This is a genomic window from Aurantivibrio infirmus, assembly GCF_054767315.1.
The window spans coordinates 335,234-354,821 of the sequence record NZ_BAAFSK010000005.1; the positions used below are offsets into that span (position 1 = coordinate 335,234).

14 protein-coding genes and 1 tRNA gene are annotated in these 19,588 nt (G+C 42.9%); 13 read left to right on the forward strand and 2 right to left on the reverse strand.

Translation table 11 applies throughout. From position 1 onward, the window contains the following. Positions 1-56 precede the first annotated feature (56 nt). The 5 genes from hrpA (at position 57) to ACYUCY_RS13170 (ending at position 8,095) form a co-directional block, all read left to right on the forward strand. The gene (gene hrpA, locus ACYUCY_RS13150; RefSeq protein ID WP_460226962.1) at positions 57-3,980 is read left to right on the forward strand and encodes an ATP-dependent RNA helicase HrpA; all 3,924 of its coding nucleotides are present in this window, start codon (positions 57-59) and stop codon (positions 3,978-3,980) included. A gap of 226 nt (positions 3,981-4,206) precedes the next feature. Further along, positions 4,207-5,181, forward strand: coding sequence for a serine aminopeptidase domain-containing protein (locus ACYUCY_RS13155; protein ID WP_460226963.1), 975 nt, complete (start codon positions 4,207-4,209; stop codon positions 5,179-5,181). Between the two features lie 325 nt (positions 5,182-5,506). Then, a complete protein-coding gene (locus ACYUCY_RS13160) occupies positions 5,507-6,544 on the forward strand; it encodes a porin (protein WP_460226964.1) in 1,038 nt (345 codons plus the stop codon). Between the two features lie 86 nt (positions 6,545-6,630). Beyond that, entirely contained in the window at positions 6,631-7,128 is a 498-nt protein-coding gene (locus ACYUCY_RS13165; protein ID WP_460226965.1) for a hypothetical protein, read from the forward strand. 193 nt (positions 7,129-7,321) lie between these two features. Then, positions 7,322-8,095, forward strand: a complete 774-nt coding sequence (locus tag ACYUCY_RS13170; protein WP_460226966.1) for an MlaA family lipoprotein — start codon at positions 7,322-7,324, stop codon at positions 8,093-8,095. 104 nt (positions 8,096-8,199) lie between these two features. On the opposite strand, the gene ACYUCY_RS13175 is transcribed toward ACYUCY_RS13170, so the two are convergent. Continuing rightward, entirely contained in the window at positions 8,200-8,508 is a 309-nt protein-coding gene (locus tag ACYUCY_RS13175) for a PilZ domain-containing protein (RefSeq protein ID WP_460226967.1), read from the reverse strand. A 454-nt stretch (positions 8,509-8,962) separates the two neighbouring features. On the opposite strand from ACYUCY_RS13175, the gene ACYUCY_RS13180 reads away from it, so the two are divergent. Both ACYUCY_RS13180 and ACYUCY_RS13185 read left to right on the forward strand, forming a co-directional pair. After that, on the forward strand, positions 8,963-10,165 hold the full coding sequence (locus ACYUCY_RS13180; RefSeq protein WP_460226968.1) for a SpoIIE family protein phosphatase: 1,203 nt from the start codon (positions 8,963-8,965) through the stop codon (positions 10,163-10,165). A gap of 1 nt (position 10,166) precedes the next feature. Beyond that, positions 10,167-10,646, forward strand: a complete 480-nt coding sequence (locus tag ACYUCY_RS13185; protein ID WP_460226969.1) for an STAS domain-containing protein — start codon at positions 10,167-10,169, stop codon at positions 10,644-10,646. A 52-nt stretch (positions 10,647-10,698) separates the two neighbouring features. On the opposite strand, the gene dusA is transcribed toward ACYUCY_RS13185, so the two are convergent. Next, entirely contained in the window at positions 10,699-11,784 is a 1,086-nt protein-coding gene (gene dusA, locus ACYUCY_RS13190) for a tRNA dihydrouridine(20/20a) synthase DusA (protein ID WP_460227083.1), read from the reverse strand. A gap of 238 nt (positions 11,785-12,022) precedes the next feature. On the opposite strand from dusA, the gene ACYUCY_RS13195 reads away from it, so the two are divergent. From ACYUCY_RS13195 to ACYUCY_RS13220, 6 genes are all read left to right on the forward strand, one after another. Then, positions 12,023-12,721 carry a type 1 glutamine amidotransferase gene (locus tag ACYUCY_RS13195; protein WP_460226970.1) on the forward strand — a complete coding sequence of 233 codons (699 nt, stop codon included), beginning with the start codon at positions 12,023-12,025 and terminating at the stop codon, positions 12,719-12,721. Between the two features lie 48 nt (positions 12,722-12,769). Further along, positions 12,770-14,263, forward strand: coding sequence for a glutamate--tRNA ligase (gene gltX / locus ACYUCY_RS13200; protein ID WP_460226971.1), 1,494 nt, complete (start codon positions 12,770-12,772; stop codon positions 14,261-14,263). Between the two features lie 327 nt (positions 14,264-14,590). After that, positions 14,591-14,666: transfer RNA gene (locus ACYUCY_RS13205), tRNA-Ala, on the forward strand. 948 nt (positions 14,667-15,614) lie between these two features. Further along, entirely contained in the window at positions 15,615-17,714 is a 2,100-nt protein-coding gene (locus ACYUCY_RS13210; RefSeq protein WP_460226972.1) for a TonB family protein, read from the forward strand. 336 nt (positions 17,715-18,050) lie between these two features. Further along, positions 18,051-18,461, forward strand: a complete 411-nt coding sequence (locus tag ACYUCY_RS13215; protein ID WP_460226973.1) for an RDD family protein — start codon at positions 18,051-18,053, stop codon at positions 18,459-18,461. Positions 18,462-18,533: 72 nt separating this feature from the next. After that, entirely contained in the window at positions 18,534-19,433 is a 900-nt protein-coding gene (locus ACYUCY_RS13220) for a putative porin (RefSeq protein ID WP_460226974.1), read from the forward strand. Positions 19,434-19,588 lie beyond the last annotated feature (155 nt).

Below are 19,588 nucleotides of genomic sequence, written 5' to 3' on the forward strand. Positions count from 1 at the left end.
TTATTCAAAGGTTTTGTAGTTCATGGCTAAATTTCGCAACAAGCCCTTTTTCAGTCATGACTAATTCTGATTTTTCTATTTCCTCTCTTCGCCAAGATATATCGACCTGTCTCGTGGCGGATCGTTTTCGTTTGCAAAAACAGCTCAGCAATCTCCTCGCGAGACAAAAACAAAAAAAGCCCTTTGATCAGGTGTTGTTGCGATTAACGCAGGCCATTCAGGAATCCCATTCCCGCGTTGAACGACGTCGTAAAAACGTTCCCCTTATAGAGTTTCCAGATGAGCTTCCCATCGCTCAAAAGCGCGAAGATATCACGAAAGCGATTGAAAGCAACCAGGTCGTGGTTGTCGCTGGTGAAACTGGCTCAGGAAAAACCACACAGTTACCGAAAATGTGTTTGCAGCTGGGGCGAGGAGTGTTTGGCACTATTGGTCATACGCAGCCACGAAGAATTGCCGCACGAACCGTGGCCAATCGGATTGCTGAAGAATTAAAAGTTGAACTCGGTTCGAGTGTCGGCTACCAAGTTCGTTTTACTGATCATAGCAGTGAAGACACGCATATTAAATTAATGACCGATGGGATTTTACTCGCCGAGATTCAAAACGATCGTTACTTAAATCGCTACGACACAATCATTATTGATGAAGCCCACGAGCGCAGTCTCAACATTGATTTCCTATTGGGCTACTTAAAACAATTATTGCCGAAACGCCCCGATTTAAAGGTGATCATTACGTCTGCGACTATTGATGTAGAACGGCTCTCACAACATTTCAACAATGCGCCGATTATTCAGGTATCGGGAAGAACGTATCCCGTTGATGTTATTTATCGTCCACGTATTGAAGAAGACAGTATTACTGATGCCTTAGTTGGAACAATTGATGAAATTCTTGCGGTAGAAAAAAAATCGTCTACTGAAAAACGCGGTGACATATTGGTATTTCTTAGTGGTGAAAGAGATATTCGTGAAGCTGCATTGGCAATTCGGAAAGCGAATTTTCCGCACTTGGATGTACTGCCATTGTATGCTCGTTTAAGTTTGGCGGAGCAAACGAAAGTTTTTCAAAACCATAAAGGTCGGCGAGTTGTGTTGGCAACCAATGTTGCGGAGACATCGATTACCGTCCCGGGAATCCGTTATGTCATTGACCCCGGCTATGCTCGCATTAGTCGCTACTCTTATCGAACAAAAGTGTTACGTCTTCCGATAGAGGCTATTTCTCAAGCTAGTGCGAATCAACGTAAGGGCCGCAGTGGTCGTGTGAGCGACGGGGTTTGCTATCGCTTATATGAACAAACGGATTTTGATAGTCGAGCAGAATTTACGGAACCAGAAATTGCCCGTAGTAATCTCGCGACGGTTATTTTACAAATGGCACAACTGGGTCTTGGTGATATCCGCGACTTTCCGTTTGTTGATGTTCCTGACCACCGTCTCATTAACGACGGCTATAAATTACTAGAAGAGTTACAAGCCTTAGACAAGCGAGGGCGGCTGACGCCCATCGGTAAACAACTGACGCAATTATCTGTTGATCCACGCTTGGCGAGAATGTGTATTGCCGCCGCCGAACTGGATTGTTTACGCGAGGTGTTGTTGATCGTCAGCGCCTTAACCATTCAAGATCCCCGCGACCGACCCGCTGATAAACAGCAGGCGGCTGATGAAAAACATCGCCGTTTTGCCGAGAAGGGTTCGGACTTCCTGGCCTACATAAACCTTTGGAATTACCTCGAAACCTTGCGCCAAGAGGTGTCGAAAAATCAGTTACGCAATCGTTGTAAAAAAGAGTTTCTGTCTTTTTTACGAATAAGAGAATGGCGTGATTTGCACCACCAGTTGCGATTGGCAACAAAAAAACTGGGCTTTCGTGAAAACAAACAATCCGCAAGTTTAGAAACCGTTCATCGAGCCCTTTTAGTGGGGCTGTTAGGAAATATTGGTAATCTTGATGAGCAACGCCAGTATATTGGACCGCGCAATCGTCGTTTCTCAATTTTTCCAGGGTCATCTTTATTTAAAGCATCACCGAAGTGGATCGCGGCGTCTGAGTTGATTGAAACCACAAAGCTTTACGCCCACTGCGTTGCGAAGGTAGAGCCAGAATGGATTCTTGAAAGCGCAAAGCATTTAATAAAACGCAATTATTTTGAGCCCCATTACGAAAGTCGTCGCGGTCAGGTAATGGCTTTTGCAAGAACGACCTTATACGGCGTTGTCTTGGAAGATAAGAAACCGGTTGATTACAGCCACATTGATCCAAAAGAAGCGCGGGAAATATTTATTCAAGCCGCTTTGGTTGAAGCAAAATACCAAAGTCCTCGTGGCAAAAATGCAAAGTTCTTTCAACACAACCAAGCATTAATTAAAGAGCTGCTTGATCTGGAAGCGAAATCTCGTCGTCGCGATGTAATTGTTGAAGACAGGGAGTTGTTTCAATTTTTCGATGAGAGAATTCCTAGCAAAGTAGTAAATTTGCAGGGTTTTGAGCACTGGCGCAAACAGGCCGAACAGGATTCTCCCAAGTTATTGTTTATAACCCGTGATTTATTAATGCGCCATGATGCCGAAGAAATCACTCAGGCTCAGTTTCCAAATCAGCTGCAATGGAAGGATCGTAGCTATCCTTTAAGTTACCATTTTGAACCGGGCCACAAGGAAGATGGCGTTAGCATTCATGTCCCGATACATGCGTTACACCTAGTCCCAGAAAATCGTTTGCAGTGGTTGGTGCCGGGCATGTTTCGTGAAAAATGTATTCAACTGGTGAAGTCTTTGCCAAAACAATGGCGAAAAAATTTCGTTCCGGTACCGGATTTTGTTGATCGGATTTTGCCAAAACTTACTCCTTCTGACGATGCTTTGAGCTTGGCTCTGGCTAATGAACTAAAAAAAATCAGTGCCGTTGATGTCCCAGAATCCGCTTGGAACGAAAGCGCGGTGGATGATTATTACCGATTTAATATCAAAGTGCTCGATGAAAAAGGCAAAATAGTAGATTCAAATCGTGATCTGAATGCACTTCGGGCGAGCTACCGAGATCGCCTACAAAAAAGTATTCGCAGTGCAGGCGATGATATGGAGCGAAAGAATATCGTCGAATGGGATTTTGAAGAATTAAAAGAAACCGTTCATTTGAAAAAAGGTGGGATCACTACGGTTGGATATTCTGCCTTGGTCGACAATGGCGAGAGTGTCGACTTAAGGTTATTTGATGATCCCGCACAAGCGGAATACGCTTACAAAAAGGGTTTGACCCGCTTGCTGTTGTTGGAGTTCAAACAAGCCACGAAATATTTAACCAAGTCGATTTTTTCCGCAAAGAATATTGCTCTGGCATTGTCGTGTTTCGAAAACCCAGCATCGCTGAAGGAAGACTTGTTGTGTGCGGCAGTGTTTGATGTCTGCGTGGGTTCAGCGCCTTTGCCGCGAAACAAAAATAATTATCATGCAGCCATTGAGAGAGGGAAAGAAAATTTTGTTGCCAAGGCAACAGAGCTAGAAAGGATGGTGCTTGAGTTAGCGCGTGGTGTCGTTGCTATCCAAGCAAGCATGGTAAGCCGCAATCAATCTTCTCTTTTTGTGTCAATAAAAAAGGATATTGGCGAGCAAATCAGACAGTTATTTCGTCCTGGGTTTTTATTTAGCACGCCGATGGAAAATTTGCAGCAACTCCCCCGTTATTTACTTGGCATAGAAAAACGCTTAGAAAAAGCCGATTCACAAATTCAAAAAGATTTAGAGCGTCAAGAAGAGTTTCAAGTTTATGCGTCTCGCCTCGCGGACTATTGGAATAGTGGAGATGATTGGATTTTGAAAAGTGACGCGGAACTGGAAAAATATCGTTGGATGTTAGAGGAGTTTCGTTTGTCATTGTTCGCGCAACCGATGAAAACACGCTTTCCGATTTCGCCAAAACGACTCGATAAGCAATGGGCGCTTATCGAGCGACAAAGAAGCCAGAAAAATTAAACAACAATAACTCTATGCTTCCATCATTCTTAATTTTGCGTACTCCTATTACAGCTCAGCTCCATAAAAAATGGACTCGTTTTTTCTCGATATTGCTAATAGTAAATCATTAGAGTTAGTGTGATTTATTTTGCGACTTTTGGCGTAATCCCACCTTAAGGCTTGGTTTCTATGACACTCTTGGCTAGAATGCGCCCACATAATAACCAGGTAGTACACGGTCGCTATGCAAAATATAACGTGGAAAGGTGTTCGTCTTCGTATTGAATCCCATAACGTCTTCGTTAATGGTAATCAGCTAGAACTCCGACGCTGTTATCGCAATGCTACCGGCACACCGATATTGATGCTGGCTGGTTTTCTTGAAAATTCTCAAGTCTTTCTTCCCGATCGTTCCGAAGCTGGGTTAGCGCAATTTCTAGCGGCCCAAGGTTACGATGTTTACTTAGCTGATTTGCGCGGTAAAGGTAATAGTTGGCCTAAAGTGGGTCGGCATTCTGATTGGGGTTTGCATGAGGCGATCGTCGAAGATATTCCCGCCCATCTGGGCATGCTAGAAAAACTCCGCCCTGGTGTAGCCCAATTTTGGTTGGGGCAGGGGATGGGTAGTATTTTGCTATTGTGTGCGTACGCTCGTTTGCAGCAACTCTCGGCACCAGTCTTGGGGATGGCCCATTTCGCGGCGTCCCGTCAGTGCCAATTGGATTCTTGGCGTAAACTCATGGGGTTCAGATTGTGGTCCGGTACCTCTGCGGTTTACAGCTTTTTAAATGGTTATGTCGGAATCCCTTTCAGTGAATCAATTAAAAGAGAAACCCGTTTATCTCTATCTGTGTGGAAGCGTTGGTTGAATGGTGAGGATTGGCGTGATCCCGTTGATAAGTTCAATTATGGCGACGCACTTCAAGCCACAAAACTCCCAGCCAATGCCTATTTTGCAAATCTTCATGCGGGTTTATGGGGTAATGCCGATGATTGTCGTCATTGGATTGAAGAGATGGGCCAACATGATGCTCGTTTGTTTACTGTTGGTAAGAGTGGCGGTAGCCAGAGGAATTATTCTTCCAAGGGTCTACTACAGCACCCAACGAGTTGTGAAGATCATTTTCAACAACTCAATGATTGGCTAAAAGAGCGTGAACTTTTGATGACTGCTAAACAAGGCGACAAAGAAGAAGATACCGACGATTTGTTGGTTTAAACGCCTAACAAAGTGAAAAGCTAACAATAATTCACACGCAGTGAGCATCATAGGCCCAAAAACCTCCCAACAATATGAACCGCGCTCGTTCGAGAGGCGAAGTATTTCAAAAATATTGCCATAAAAAGACTAAAAAAAGTCAATTAGATGACAACTGTAATATCTTTGAAATATTTAACTCCCAAAATCCATTTCCAGATAATTCATGCGCCCCATTTGCAGGCAATTATCCAACACCATAAAGACAATGGAACTCGATGATTAGATTCGTCTCTACTAGCGGATGTTTATTGAGCTCAAACCTACACAATAGAAGGGTAACCTTATGAAACGACAAATCTTACCACTAGTGCTCGCGTCAATGGCGGCAACTGGCGTATATGCAGAAGGCCCAATCGATGGCGAACTTTACGGAAAGATTTTTCTCTCCCTCGAAAACCAGGAGTTAGATGTACCTGGTACCGGCAATGATGTTGACGAGTGGGAGCTAAAGACCAATGCATCGCGAATTGGCGTGCAAGGGAAGTCAGAGCTAAATGATTCCTTGAATGTTATTTACAAAATTGAATGGGAAATTGACGCGACTGGTGATGATAATCGCGATTTACGTACCAGGAACCGTTATGTAGGTTTGACCGGGGATTTCGGCACGGTCATCGCGGGAAAACATGATACGCCGTTAAAAATGGCGCAAAACAAAATCGATTTGTTTAACGATTTGACGGGAGACATCAAAGAAACATTCGCGGGTGAAAATCGTATTAACGATATTGTCATGTACACCTCTCCCACAATCGCAGGTTTTGCGGCTTCGGTTGCGTTTTCTACAGATCAAGGTGAAGAGCAAGTCGGTACTAACGAAGCTGATGACTTGGCTGACGGAATATCGCTAGCGTTAACCTATACCTTGGATGATTTGCTGTTCGCAGTTGCCATTGATCAGGACGTCGTTTCGGATGACCCTACGGTTAGCAACTTTAGCCCTCTAATTGGCGCTAATGATGAGTTCTTGATGGATATCATCCGTTTAGTGGCACAGTGGAGCCCTGGCGATTTTCAATTTGGTTTTATGTACCAACAAGCGGAAGATTCAGAAACGGTTGATATCGTTGATCAAGATGGCATATTCGTCAGTGGACAGTACAAATTGGGTAAGCATGTGTTTAAGGCCCAGTACGGAATGACTGAAGATGATGCGCAGTTAAAGAATGATTTCGAAGCCACGACCTTGTCATTGGGTTACGATCAAAAGTTAGGTAAAAATACCAAATGGTTTGCTTTTTTCACTAAGAACGAAGATGAATCAGGTATTTTCGACACTGAAGAAACCGTATTCGGCGTCGGTATGGAACACAAGTTCTAAAAATGAAACAGGGAGTGTTTTCGCACTCCCTTTTTTGTAAGCACTTTTTTATTCATTATCCATTTAAAAAACTGTTAGGAAATAAAATGAAACCAGTAACACATACGAGAACGTCTCTCCCTTCGGTTTTATTCACAGCAGCTTTTTTATTGGCTTTTTCTACACAAAGTTTTTCGGCCGAAAAGGAATGTGAAGCGACCGTAGATATGGCGGACACTTTAGAATTTCATCGCATGCATATGGAATGCAATCAAGATAAAAAGTTTGGCCGTAAAACGGATCATAACGACAGTGTTAAAAAAGACAGCGACCAAGTTAACACGAGCCCAAAAACGTCGGCGAACCTTAACTCCACTGAAACTAAGAGTAAAAATTCCGAGAGAAAGGCTACGCCTGCACTCGACTCGAGCACTATTTTCGAAGAATCAGCCCCTTTCTCTGTTAGCGGTGGCCCTGAATCTGCTCGATTAGGTATTTTTAAGCGCATGGCTGAAAAATGTCCAAATGGATGGGAAAATCACCAAGAATTGGTTAAGCCAATCGAGCACGGTTATTTGTTGAGTTATCGTTTTAGTTGCCTTTAGCGGATGCAAAGTGCGGTTTCTGAAGCGGAAGCCCTCTCATGTAACACCCCGCTCATCTACAAATCCATCTGATACTTTTCTTATTCTAGCCTTCACAAATTAGCGCTAAAACAGCATACTGCGGCGACTTTTTTCAATCCGTTTTACTTTGATTCAATTGCTTCTCTGATTAAAAAGAAGCCGAGGTGAAGGAATGGCCATGCTCTCATTAATCAAATCCCGAATTTTTAACCCCCGTGTTCTCTCCTCGCTATTGTTAAGTGTCTTTTTAAGCGTAAGCGCTTATGGGCAAGATGCAGCAGAGGAGGAGAAAAATGTTGATCCTTGGGAAGGTTTAAATCGTTCGGTGTTCGTATTTAACGAAACTCTTGATCGTTGGGTTCTTAAGCCCGTCGCGACAGCCTACCAATTCGTAACGCCAAATTTCATCGAAACCGGCATTTCAAATTTCTTCAGTAATCTCCTTGAGCTTCGCAATATACTTAATGACGTTTTACAGTGGAAATGGAAGCAAGCAGGAAATGATACTGGGCGATTCTTGGTGAATTCGACGGCTGGCATTGGTGGTTTTATTGATGTTGCACAGCACGTTAATTTAGAGAAGAGCGAGGGTGAGGACTTTGGACAAACCCTAGCGGTATGGGGGGTCCCCGATGGGCCTTTTATTATGCTGCCTTTCCTTGGGCCCAGCACACTTCGAGATACTGCTGGCCTACCTCTTGATTGGGTCGCAGATCCAATTGGCCAGCTAGACGATATTCCCACTCGAAACAGTGTTCGAGCCTTAGATTTCATCGATACGCGAGTGGGTTTACTGGAGGCAGAGGCTCTGATATCCGGTGATCGTTATATATTTTTCAGAGAAGGCTATCTTCAAAGGCGAGATTATCTGGTGAATGACGGGCAAATAGAGAGTGACTTTGGCAGTGACTTTGGTGATGAAGAATACGGCGAAGTTGAGTTTTAGCGTCGTTTACATTTAGCGTTGTTATGAATTAATAAAAGGCCGTGAGTACTAATGACTCGCGGCCTTTTATAAGTGAAAAAAGTGGCTTGAAATAAGTCTTTGATCTAATCGAGCATCTCTAATATTTCTAATCCCAAGGTATAGGTTCCAGAAGGGTTTTCTTGAACTCGGGCTACCTGAGCTCTAGCTTTTAACATCGGGCTTTCCGCGTGGTGAGAAGCCAGTTGGATTTCTAACTCCAAACCAATCTCTAGTTTGTCGTCAGTCTCGATTAGCATTCCGCCGCCACTCAAATCCCGACACACGCCATTTACGCTTTGTCCATCATTCTCGATGCTGACATTGGCAGGTGTGTCGATCTTCATTCGGATGAAGTTGCGCTTTTCATTATAGTTGCGATTATTTCGATTCATCAGATTCTCTCGTTGTATCCCCAGTGCGGCTATTGTTTGCGAAGCCCAGTGCTTGCCCTAAATCGTCCCTTATAGTTCTTGTCCCTAACTATCAATTTTATAAACCAAAGTATAGTACGCCTCACAGCCTTGTCGTTTAAGTTTTATCAACAAAATTTGGCAGAATCTAAGAGTAATTACTGAAGATTTAAGTCCACCATCTGCGAAAATACGTCCGCACAGTCTATATCAAATGTCGGTTAATTTCAGGCTTGAAGTTGTTGCGCCTCCAAACATAAAGGAGTAGTGTACCGCGCTTTAAATTTCGCTGAAAAACCGAACAATTCCTGAGAGTGCTTTACTGGGGTTGAACAAGGTTCGAAAGATCGAGCCTCATAAGGTCGAGACTCTGAAGGTTGAGGCTTTGGTAGAGACTAGATTGATTAGACTTTGATTAATTAGACATAGGTGTTCAATGGAGGCCTATATCAGGAAATTGCTCATCATAGATGATGACACTGCAGTACGCCAAAACGTGGCGGCATATCTAGAAGATAGTGGTTATCTCATCAAAGAGGCTGATAGCGGTCTCGCTGGCTTGGCATTATTCGATTCCTTCCAACCTGAACTCGTGCTCAGCGATCTGATGATGCCAGATGTGAGTGGTCTGGAAGTATTAAAAAAAATAACTGCTAAAGCACCAGAAGTTCCGGTAATTGTTATTTCTGGTGTGGGAGTGATGGACGATGTGGTCGAAGCACTGCGCTTAGGCGCCAGTGATTATTTGATTAAACCCATCGCCGACATGAAAGTAATAGAACATGCAATTAAGCAGGGTTTAGAGCATAAAGACTTGGTCGCAGAAAACCGGCGTTACCGAGATGAATTGGAACACAGTAATAGCGAACTCCTTAAAACTTTACAATTATTTGAGCGCGATCAAAAAGCGGGCCACCAAGTACAAGAACGCTTATTACCGCCAACGCCAGTTTCACGCGGCGGCTATACAATTTCGCGCTATATAAATCCTTCGCTCTATTTAAGTGGAGATTTTATCGATTATGCGTATTTCTTAAATCAGTATTTGGGTTTTTATTTAGTCGACGTTTCGGGACATGGTGCTTCATCTGCTTTTGTTACCATTTGGCTAAAATTTTTAGTCCGGCAATTGTTAAGGGACCGATCAATATTTTTTGACGGTGATGAAAAATTTGTCTTTACCGAAGCGCCAAATCTACTTTTGCAAGGCATTAATCGCGAGTTAATTGCAACGCGTTTGGAGAATCACCTTACGTCGTTTCAAGGCACGATAGACTGCAAAACTCATAAAATGCGCTATGCTGTAGGTGGGCATCTACCCATGCCCATTTTGCGTACTGAGGAAGGGACAGAGTTTTTAAAAGGTAAGGGGAAACCTTTAGGTCTGTTTCATGATATTGAGTGGGAAGTGTATGAAATTTCGCTTCCAGAAAAATGTGTAATGGTTATGTTTTCAGACGGTATTTTTGAAATACTGCCGGGAAATGAAATAGAAGAAAAGGAAACACTTTTGCTAGATCGGGTGTCTCATATGGAAGGTGAAATGACCATTGAAAACTTATGTCGTTGTTTAGGTATTGAAGCAAATAGCGATTACCCAGATGACATAGCAGTATTAATGGTTACACGAGGTCATTGATATGCAAGCGGGACAAATATTGGTAGCTGATCATAACGGTACGCACGTTATCAGAATGATCGGTGATGTACGTTTAACACTATGTGTGTCTTTCGATAAATTTATCGATTCAATGTTTAAAGGCAGTGACTTCTGCTCAATATTATTTGATTTAACAGATGCAGAAGCCATCGACAGCACTACTTTTGGTTTAATGGCAAAAATCGCTTTGCTATCCAAAGATCGTTGCGGTGTTGTTCCTGTCGTTTACTCAACCAATCCTAGCGTTAATCGTTTACTCGAAACTATGGGCTTTGGCGATATCTTAGAAATTATTCACCAACCCTCTCAGGTTTCAGAACAATGCAAACATATTTGTATTGCCGATGTTGATGAAGTCAGTGCAAAAAAACGCGTCTTAGAAGCGCATAGTATTTTAATGCAGCTGAATGAAGCGAATCGCGAAACATTTCGTGATTTGGTGAATACCTTAGAAGGTTAACAATAAAAATTTACAGCGATCCCGCGACCAAATAACCCCTAAAACATTTCTTTTACATATTACGTCCACTTCGCTCAATCATCGCCGCATAAGCGTTTAATAGTGTCTGTCCGTTGGCTTCTGGGCGTGTTGCGTTTTCACTCAAGTAACGTCGAAATCGTTTGCCTCCCGCTTCACCGTAAAATAAACCCAGTACGTGACGCGCCATGTGTTGTAGTTTGGTGCGGCTGACATATTCGGCGGACACTTGGCCGACTTGTTTGTCGATAGGCTTTGTAGTCGATAACGAATATTTTAGTTTGCGAGCGAGATTTAATTGGCTCTCACAATATTCCATAAATTTTTCTAAAATCTGTCTACGGTCTAGATCGATGGGCTCGTCGCCAAACAACACTGAATCCACCTGGGATAATACAAAAGGGTTGTGGTAAGCCTCGCGCCCCATCATGACGCCGTCAACATGCTGTAAATGTTCTTGGCTTTCTGCAATTGTAGTGAGGCCGCCATTGAGAATAATATTCAGTTCCGGAAAATCTTGTTTGAGTTTATACGCACGTGCGTAATTCAAGGGTGGGACTTCTCGATTTTCTTTAGGGCTTAAGCCATCAAGCCAAGCTTTTCGCGCGTGAACAATAAAAGTCTTACATCCCGTTGCCGCGATAGTGCTAACAAAAGTATCTAAGTCTTCATCTTCGTTTTGATCATCGATACCAATGCGATGTTTGATGGTAATAGGAATTGAAACTGCATCCTGCATGGCTTTAATGCAATCAGCGACCAAGTTTGGTTCAGCCATTAAGCAGGCGCCAAATCGACCTGATTGAACGCGATCGCTGGGGCAGCCGCAATTTAAGTTCACTTCGTCGTACCCCCATTGCTCCGCAATTTTTGCGCAAGTCGCCAAATCTTTCGGATCACTGCCACCGAGCTGTAAGGCTAGGGGATGTTCTTCTTCGTTGAAGTGTAAAAAGCGATTTACATCGCCGTGAATCAGCGCACCGGTGGTCACCATCTCTGTATATAAGAAAGCGTTCTTCGAGATCAGACGCCAAAAATACCTGCAATGCATATCACTCCAGTCCATCATCGGCGCAATGCAGAAGCGGTGAGAGTCCGGCGTAGAAGAGGGCATGGGCATATAAAAGTGGGAGAGTAAATCGAGAAGTGTGTGGCCAACGATTTTAGCCTTTAGGAGAGATTGTGGCAAACCGGGACGGCTTATTAGGACATAAATATAATCAATTTAGCCGGTGAGAATACCCCAAGAAACTGAAGCTGAATGTCTGTCGTGCATGTAACGGCAATTCGTTGACGTGGTATCATGCGCGTCTTTTTATTTAGCGCTAGTTAAGCAGGCGACACGGGTAGGTCGGGCGATGCGGATTCAAGTACTACAGCATGTCGAGTTTGAGGGGCCAGGCACGATTGCCGATTGGGCAGAGGCGCAGCACCATCAAATGACCCTCACTCGTCTTTATGCGGATGAGCCATTGCCCGCTCTCAATAGTTTTGATTTTCTGGTAGTGATGGGTGGTCCCATGGGAGTTGGGGATGCCGAGGCGTATCCATGGCTAACAGACGAGGCGGGATTTATTCGTGACGTTGCCGCGACCGATAAACCCATTTTAGGTATTTGTTTGGGTGCACAATTAATTGCAGCGGCATTGGGTGCAGAAGTCAGTAAAAATAAATATCGAGAGATTGGTTGGTTTCCAATAAATATTTTCTCAACAGAAAACTCAAAGATTGCACAGGTAATCCCCACTGATTTGAAAGTCTTCCACTGGCATGGTGATACCTTTGCAATTCCAGAAAACGCACAGCACTTTGCCAGTAGTGAAGCTTGTGAAAATCAAGCCTTCGTGATTGACGAGCGAATAGTTGGTTTGCAATTTCATTTGGAAATGACTTTGAGTACCGCGCAAACCTTAATCGAGAAGTGCGGTGATGAGCTAGATGGTTCCGAGTTTGTACAAAGCGAAGCGCAAATGTTAGAAAATAAAGAATACTTTAAAAATACCAATAAAATTATGGCAGCGTTGCTTGATCAGTTGGTAGCGCGTCCGATCAATTAATTAATAATTTGAACAGATTAGTAAACACGGGAACGAAATAAAATAACTATGACAGTCAGAACGCGAATTGCTCCTTCACCTACCGGTGACCCTCACTTAGGCACTGCCTATATCGCATTATTTAATTTAGTTTTTACCCGCCAGCACGGCGGCGAATTTTTATTGCGCATTGAAGATACCGATCAAGCACGTTCAACTAAAGAATCTGAGCAAGCAATATTTGATAGTTTACGTTGGCTCGGTTTGGAATGGGACGAAGGTCCCGATGTAGGAGGGGACTGCGGACCTTATCGACAAAGCGAGCGCATGGATATTTATAAAGTCTACGCGCAAGAATTAATTGAAAAAGGCCACGCTTTTTATTGTTTCGCTACAGCTGAAGAACTCGATGAAATGCGAGTGGAGCAGCAGAAGCGTGGCGAAACGCCTAAGTACGATGGGCGTGGTTTAAAACTTAGTAAAGAAGAAATTGACAGAAAACTTGCCGCCGGCGAGCCTCATGTTATTCGTATGAAAATTCCCGAAGAGGGGAGTTGCCGCGTCGAAGATATGTTGCGTGGGCAAATAGATATCGATTGGGCGCAAATTGATATGCAAGTGCTGGTCAAAGCTGATGGTATGCCCACTTATCATTTAGCTTGTGTCGTTGATGATCATTTAATGAATATCACTCACGTGATTCGCGGTGAAGAATGGATTAATTCAACCCCTAAGCATTTAAAGCTATACGAATATTTTGGTTGGGAAGTTCCCATTTTTTGCCACTTACCTTTATTGCGTAACCCTGATAAATCTAAACTCAGTAAACGTAAAAACCCCACCAGTATTTTGTATTACCAACGCATGGGCTTTTTACCCCCGGCCTTATTAAATTATTTGGGCCGTATGGGTTGGTCGATGCCCGATGAGCGCGAAAAATTTTCTTTCCAAGAAATGGTTGATCACTTCGACATTAACCGTATTTCTTTAGGTGGTCCCATTTTCGATCAAGATAAATTGTCTTGGTTAAACGGTATGTGGATTCGCGAAGATCTAAGCATTGAGCAGCTCGCTGACGAATTGCAAAATTGGGGATTAAACCGCGAGAATTTGTTACAAGTTTTGCCCCATGCTAGACAGCGCATGTCGACACTTTCGGACTTCGCACCGTTATCGCAATTCTTGTTGTCAGGGATGTTGCCACTCACCGAAGCCAGTTTTGGCGAGAATAAACTTCCCGTTGAAAACCAAAAAACTATTCTGCAATTCGCGCTATGGCGACTAGAAGCTTTGCGTCATTGGGAGCGGGATCTAATCTTCGCTGAGTTGAAATCTTTGGCCGATGGCATGGAGATCAAACTTAAAGATTTCCTAGCCCCGCTGTTCATCGCTATCGCTGGGACTTCGGCTTCTTTCTCGGTCATGGATTCGATGGTGCTACTCGGCCCCGATATGTCGCGGGCGAGACTGCGCCATGCGGTGGAAGCTCTAGGCGGATACGGCAATAAGGCTTTGAAAAAGCTAGAAAAAGAGTTCCAGAAGTTGGAGAAATTTGGGGAATAACAAGACTAGAGGATGGGATGCCTTCCTGTTACAATGCCCGCCCTCAGAAAGTACAACGATTTAAGGCCGAAAATTGCTCCTGCATTTACGGCATTCGTGCCATCCATGGCACTTGGGCTTTAGCTCAGCTGGGAGAGCGCAACACTGGCAGTGTTGTACCCAAAGGGCATAAAAGGTCAGCGGTTCACTAATTCGTCTGGAACGAATTTGGGATTCGCAGCGTAGCGAAGAAGGGCGAAGCCCGCGACCCAGGACGGGGAGCGTCCATCCCGCTAAGCGGATAGAAAGTTTGGCTTTGCCAATCAAAAGTAGTAACCAACGATTTACGGGGCTTTAGCTCAGCTGGGAGAGCGCAACACTGGCAGTGTTGAGGTCAGCGGTTCGATCCCGCTAAGCTCCACCAAATAAAAAACCCTCACTCGAAAGAGTGGGGGTTTTTTATTTGCATGTGTTTATTGGGAGCGAGGCAAAAGTTCCCGGTTCACAAATTTGTCTGGAACAAATTAGCACAGCCGAGCTGCCCGCAGGGTGAGGCACAGGGAGGTGCCTCATGCATCCCGCCGCACAGATCTCTAATCTAGCTCACATCTCATTAATTTGTTTGTATAGAGCGAAAACATCTCAACCTTCCCGGCATCGCCAACAAGAGCCCATTACAAAACACGCATAAACACGTCCGTGTGGCTCTCTTCGACGGCCTGTCTCAGAAGGTTTTGTAACGGGCTCTTGCTGGCAATGCCTAGTTGGGTGGTTGCTGGTCGGAGTGTGGTGCCGTAAATATTTAAAAAGTGGGATGAGAGGTTGCAGCATATCTACAACACGAGTGCTGAACATAAGTCGTGCAACTGTTTGATGAATAGATAAAAAATAAAACTAATGTTCCTCAGCGTTTTCCCAGATAATATTTAGAACAAATTAATGATTCACCCGACTCTGGTGTTTGTGTAGTATCAGGCCTTATAAATATAATATTGGGCAATGTTGATTTGTGCGACAGGATGTTTCCGTTTCAAGTAACTCCCTCCGTAGAAAATAATTTAGTCAATAATTTCAAAATCTTATATTTCCTGGCTGATGAAATTGGAAATGTATTGCTTGGTTTAAGTGAGTCACCGAACGCAGAAATTAGTTGCGCGCGTATGAGATAGTCGCTCTTACCTTTGGTGCTGCGGAAAAAGCTTCGTAGATTACTGAAGTGATATAAACGAGGCAGATCTATTTTGCGGTAGTAAGAGCACTATTTTTTACACCACAAAAATAAATCTGTCCCTATTTTTGTATTCAGTCATTCGATACGGGTTGCAATTAGAAAAGTCAAAAAATTAATACCCAAATAGTTAGGAGCTCAGAAATGAGAAAGGCTTGTGTTGTAGTATTTATCATTGTTTTCATTTCAGCGTGCGCAGCGAATAATCCAAACTCAGTTCCGATTACAAAATCTAAACAGGGTATGCCAGAAGATTTTTCAGCGGAACCTATCGAGCGAGTTGCACCGATATATCCTCAGTTTGCTATTGAAGAAAATATCACCGGTCATGTAGTAGTGAAGTACACGGTTAGTCAAAATGGGCGAGCGAGGAACATCAAAATAATTGAAAGTGAACCGCTAGATGTTTTCGATGATGCGGTTATTGAGGCAGTTAGAAAGTGGAAGTTTGACCCAATAACCGAAGATGGAAGACCTGTTATATTGACTGATGTAACGACGAAGCTTTTATTTAGCTTCGAGTCAAACGGTTTGGACGATGATCGCGGGCAACAATCGCCTGACTTATTAAGTGAGCGAGAATTGTATTCTAAGGCCCAAGATTATTTTGAGAGAGGTGAGTATCAGAAAGGACTTGATATAGCTGAGGCGCTGGTCCAGAAAAACACCTTGCAGCGAATAGCCCTCTCGCTCAGAGCTTTATTTAATCAGGCGTTGAATAATTGTGAGCAAGCGGTCGCGGACTACAGTGCCGCGATTAGACTAGATCCTGCGCCACCCGGAAAATATTTACAGCGTGGAAGGTGTAATTTGACATTGAAAAAGTTAGATGACGCTTTATCAGATTTTAACAAAGTTCTTGAATTGGATCCCCTATCAAGTGAAGCGCTGTATTATCGAGGAGAAGCATATAGGGCGATGGAAGCTTATGAATATGCGCTTCGAGATTACAATGAGGCTATTGAGATAAAACCAGGGTATGTCGAAGCTTACAACAGTCGTGCGATCGTCTACGAGCTGCAAGGAAATTTACAAAAGGCGATAGACGAATATGGTTTGACGATTTCTATGAAACCAGATTATTTTTATGGGTACTTTAATCGGGGTGCTGTGTTACACCGGATCGGGGAATTCGATAAGGCCATTTCCGATTATGATCAAGCAATATTTTTAGATCCAAACTACAGTGTTACATACTACAATCGCGGCTTGTCTTTAAATCAATTGGCTAGATATTCTGAGGCTCTAATAAGTTTTGATAAAGCGATTGAGTTGGACCCCACTTATGCACTGGCATATAACGATAAAGGTATAGCGCTTAAGGAGCTTGGAGAATTCGAAAAATCAATTGAGCATTACAGTGTGGCAATTAAGCTGGAGGGTGATAACCAAAAGTACTACTTTAATAGGGGTTTAGCGAAGGCGTTTTCTCAAGACCATGATTCTGCGATTAGTGACTTCGACACATCTTTAGGATTGACGGAATCTAGTGAAGGGTATTTGGCTCGCGCCACTTCTTATCGAAAATTATTACGCTATGAAGAAGCAATCTTAGATTACGATTCGGTGCTTGCTATTGATTCAAGTTTACTCGAGGCCTTGAAAGGTCGAGGATACGTAAAACAAGATCTTGGTAGACACAAGCAAGCAATAGAAGATTTCACCAAAGCAATTAGCCTCTCACCGAATGCGGGGCAGATATATAGTTTGCGAGGTATAAGTTATCAGCGCCTCGGTGCGTTCGACGATGCGATATCGGATTTTAACCAAGCGATTAAGCTTGAACCTAGTAGTGCGGAAAACTATAACAATCGCGGTTACTTGTTAAATGTCCTAAAAAGATATCCTTCTGCAATGGTCGATTTTGAAAAGGCGATAAAACTGAATCCAAATTATGCGGAAATTTATATTAATAGAGGGTCGACATTTATTGCGACCGGATTTTACGATGAGGCCATAGAAGATTCGAATAAAGCCCTAGAATTGGATCCTACAAATTCACAGGCCTATAACAACAGAGGAAATGCTTACTCGGAAAAGGAAATGATATCTGAGGCACTAACGGATTTTGATACCGCATTGCAATTGAATCCGAAAAATGACAAAGCCTTTCAAAATCGAGGTTTCCTGTACATGGTCGAGTTCGGGGATAAGGTAAAGGGCTGTTGGGATTGGCAGAAAGCATGCGAGTTGGGTAACTGTGCAAATTATGAGATCGCGAAAAATCGCGGCGATTGTCGGTAATGTTATATATATTAAACAAAACGTGAAAGATTAGAAATTGTAATTTAATTCAGATAATGTGTAGAAGTTTAACCTTGTACGGCCTATTTGAAAGCTCTTGCAAGGTTGATTCTAATATCACGGACGCGGTAATAAGGCTTGCGTTTGCACTCGATTAAATGAAGGTTTTGGTGATACATCGATTCGAGTCAGATCAAAAAATCTTCTTTTCGGCGAGCGAAATCAGATGGCCAGAGTTGCCGCTTTCGAAGTCAAAAGTCGGAAACCTAAATTCAATTGATCTTCGCTTTAATTTTGTCTGGTTTAAGCGACAGCCAATTATGCAAGGTAATTAATATGCAAAAAGAATTTAATTGGAAGCGAGCCAAATTAGCCCATCCGGGTAAAAGATACCAAGCCCAATTTTCTGCTGGACTTATATCAGCTCTTTTGTTTTTCTTGACAATTTATTTTTGTAAAACAATAGGGTTTGATGGAAAACTTGCTGATGCGCTGATTATTGCAATACCGACATTCTATTTTGTATTCTCCGATTCTTTGCCAGGTGGGCAAAGTTTGGGGAAAAAACCTTTTCGTATATCGGTTGTTTCAAAAGCTACGGGCAAGCCATGTAATATTTGGCAGTCTTTTATACGTAATGTTTTTACGCCAATTTTAGGTATTATAGATGCTGTTCTTATTTTTGGTGAAAACCGTCAACGCCTAGGTGATAAATTTGTTAACACGATTGTAGTAAAAAATTACTAGCCAACAGAAACCTGGGCTAGGGTCGATCTAGATCGCATTGCTTGCGCTCCTCAACGATGGAAAGGATTTTAAATGTTAAAGAAAATATTTGTTGCGAGTTCTATGTTGTCTGTGTCTTTGTCCACTTATGCCGATTTTTTGGTTGAGTTGGATGCGGGCTATGGCTCTGGGGAATATACCACTGATTCGGATGTGGGTCCGAAATTTACTGATGATATTTCTCGCTATAATTTGGATGGAAAAATATATTTCGGCTTGGTTGATACCGATAGCACACCTTTCCAAGAAGCGGGTTTTTTATCAAAAAAATCTTCAGTTTCAGTAAGCCTCGACAGTTTGACCTATGATCAGGAGCTGGGCGGTGACTATGAGATAAGTGAAAATACGATAGTGGGGCGTTTTGTTATACCTGGTCCAAATTTGATTTTAATGGCTTCTTTGGTCGATGGTGAAGAGGATTACGAAAATTTCAATAGCAAGAAAAACGGATATGGGTTCGGGATCGGGTTTTATACCGGTAATAATGGTGCGTTAACAATTGAGTTTAAAACGTCGGATATTGAATTTAGAGCTTTTCCAGACGATGACGAAACAACACTCCGACTAAACTATAAACACGTTGTTGGATCCGGTAGCGGTAGAGTTGCTTTCGATGTATTTGGTGAATCTTATTCTTACGAAGATAAATATTTTGATGAGGAAGATGAGAGATCCTCTATTGGCGGAAACATAAAGTTCTACATCAATCAAAGATTATCCGTTGGTGCGGGTTTGCAACTCGATTTTCTAGACTTTGATTTCGCCGATGGCGTTGGCGCAATTTTCACGCCGCAAGTTAATTTCGATATTACGGAAAAATTTGGGATCTACGCAAATATTCATTCTGAAGCAATTAGCTATGATGACGATGTTGATGACGCTATCGATGTTACCAGTCGCTATATTAATATCGGTGCTAGAGTCCGACTTTAAACGCTAACAATCGACAGCGATACCATATGCCATGAGTTTGATTTCAATGCACCCGAAAAGGGGTGCTTTTTTACGTATCCAGTTTAATCGTGATTCGGCAGTTAATATTTGGATCAACAGACAGTTTCTTAAAGACCGATTTTTCGAATGGATAG

What these genes read in the sequence shown, in the direction of transcription:
- hrpA (WP_460226962.1), top strand. Translation starts at nt 57, where the DNA reads ATGACTAATTCTGATTTTTCTATTTCCTCTCTTCGCCAAGATATATCG.
- ACYUCY_RS13215 (WP_460226973.1), top strand. Translation starts at nt 18,051, where the DNA reads ATGCAAAAAGAATTTAATTGGAAGCGAGCCAAATTAGCCCATCCGGGT.
- ACYUCY_RS13175 (WP_460226967.1), bottom strand. Translation starts at nt 8,508, where the DNA reads ATGAATCGAAATAATCGCAACTATAATGAAAAGCGCAACTTCATCCGA.
- ACYUCY_RS13160 (WP_460226964.1), top strand. Translation starts at nt 5,507, where the DNA reads ATGAAACGACAAATCTTACCACTAGTGCTCGCGTCAATGGCGGCAACT.
- ACYUCY_RS13220 (WP_460226974.1), top strand. Translation starts at nt 18,534, where the DNA reads ATGTTAAAGAAAATATTTGTTGCGAGTTCTATGTTGTCTGTGTCTTTG.
- ACYUCY_RS13210 (WP_460226972.1), top strand. Translation starts at nt 15,615, where the DNA reads ATGAGAAAGGCTTGTGTTGTAGTATTTATCATTGTTTTCATTTCAGCG.
- ACYUCY_RS13180 (WP_460226968.1), top strand. Translation starts at nt 8,963, where the DNA reads ATGGAGGCCTATATCAGGAAATTGCTCATCATAGATGATGACACTGCA.
- ACYUCY_RS13185 (WP_460226969.1), top strand. Translation starts at nt 10,167, where the DNA reads ATGCAAGCGGGACAAATATTGGTAGCTGATCATAACGGTACGCACGTT.
- gltX (WP_460226971.1), top strand. Translation starts at nt 12,770, where the DNA reads ATGACAGTCAGAACGCGAATTGCTCCTTCACCTACCGGTGACCCTCAC.
- dusA (WP_460227083.1), bottom strand. Translation starts at nt 11,784, where the DNA reads ATGCCCATGCCCTCTTCTACGCCGGACTCTCACCGCTTCTGCATTGCG.
- ACYUCY_RS13170 (WP_460226966.1), top strand. Translation starts at nt 7,322, where the DNA reads ATGGCCATGCTCTCATTAATCAAATCCCGAATTTTTAACCCCCGTGTT.
- ACYUCY_RS13195 (WP_460226970.1), top strand. Translation starts at nt 12,023, where the DNA reads ATGCGGATTCAAGTACTACAGCATGTCGAGTTTGAGGGGCCAGGCACG.
- ACYUCY_RS13165 (WP_460226965.1), top strand. Translation starts at nt 6,631, where the DNA reads ATGAAACCAGTAACACATACGAGAACGTCTCTCCCTTCGGTTTTATTC.
- ACYUCY_RS13155 (WP_460226963.1), top strand. Translation starts at nt 4,207, where the DNA reads ATGCAAAATATAACGTGGAAAGGTGTTCGTCTTCGTATTGAATCCCAT.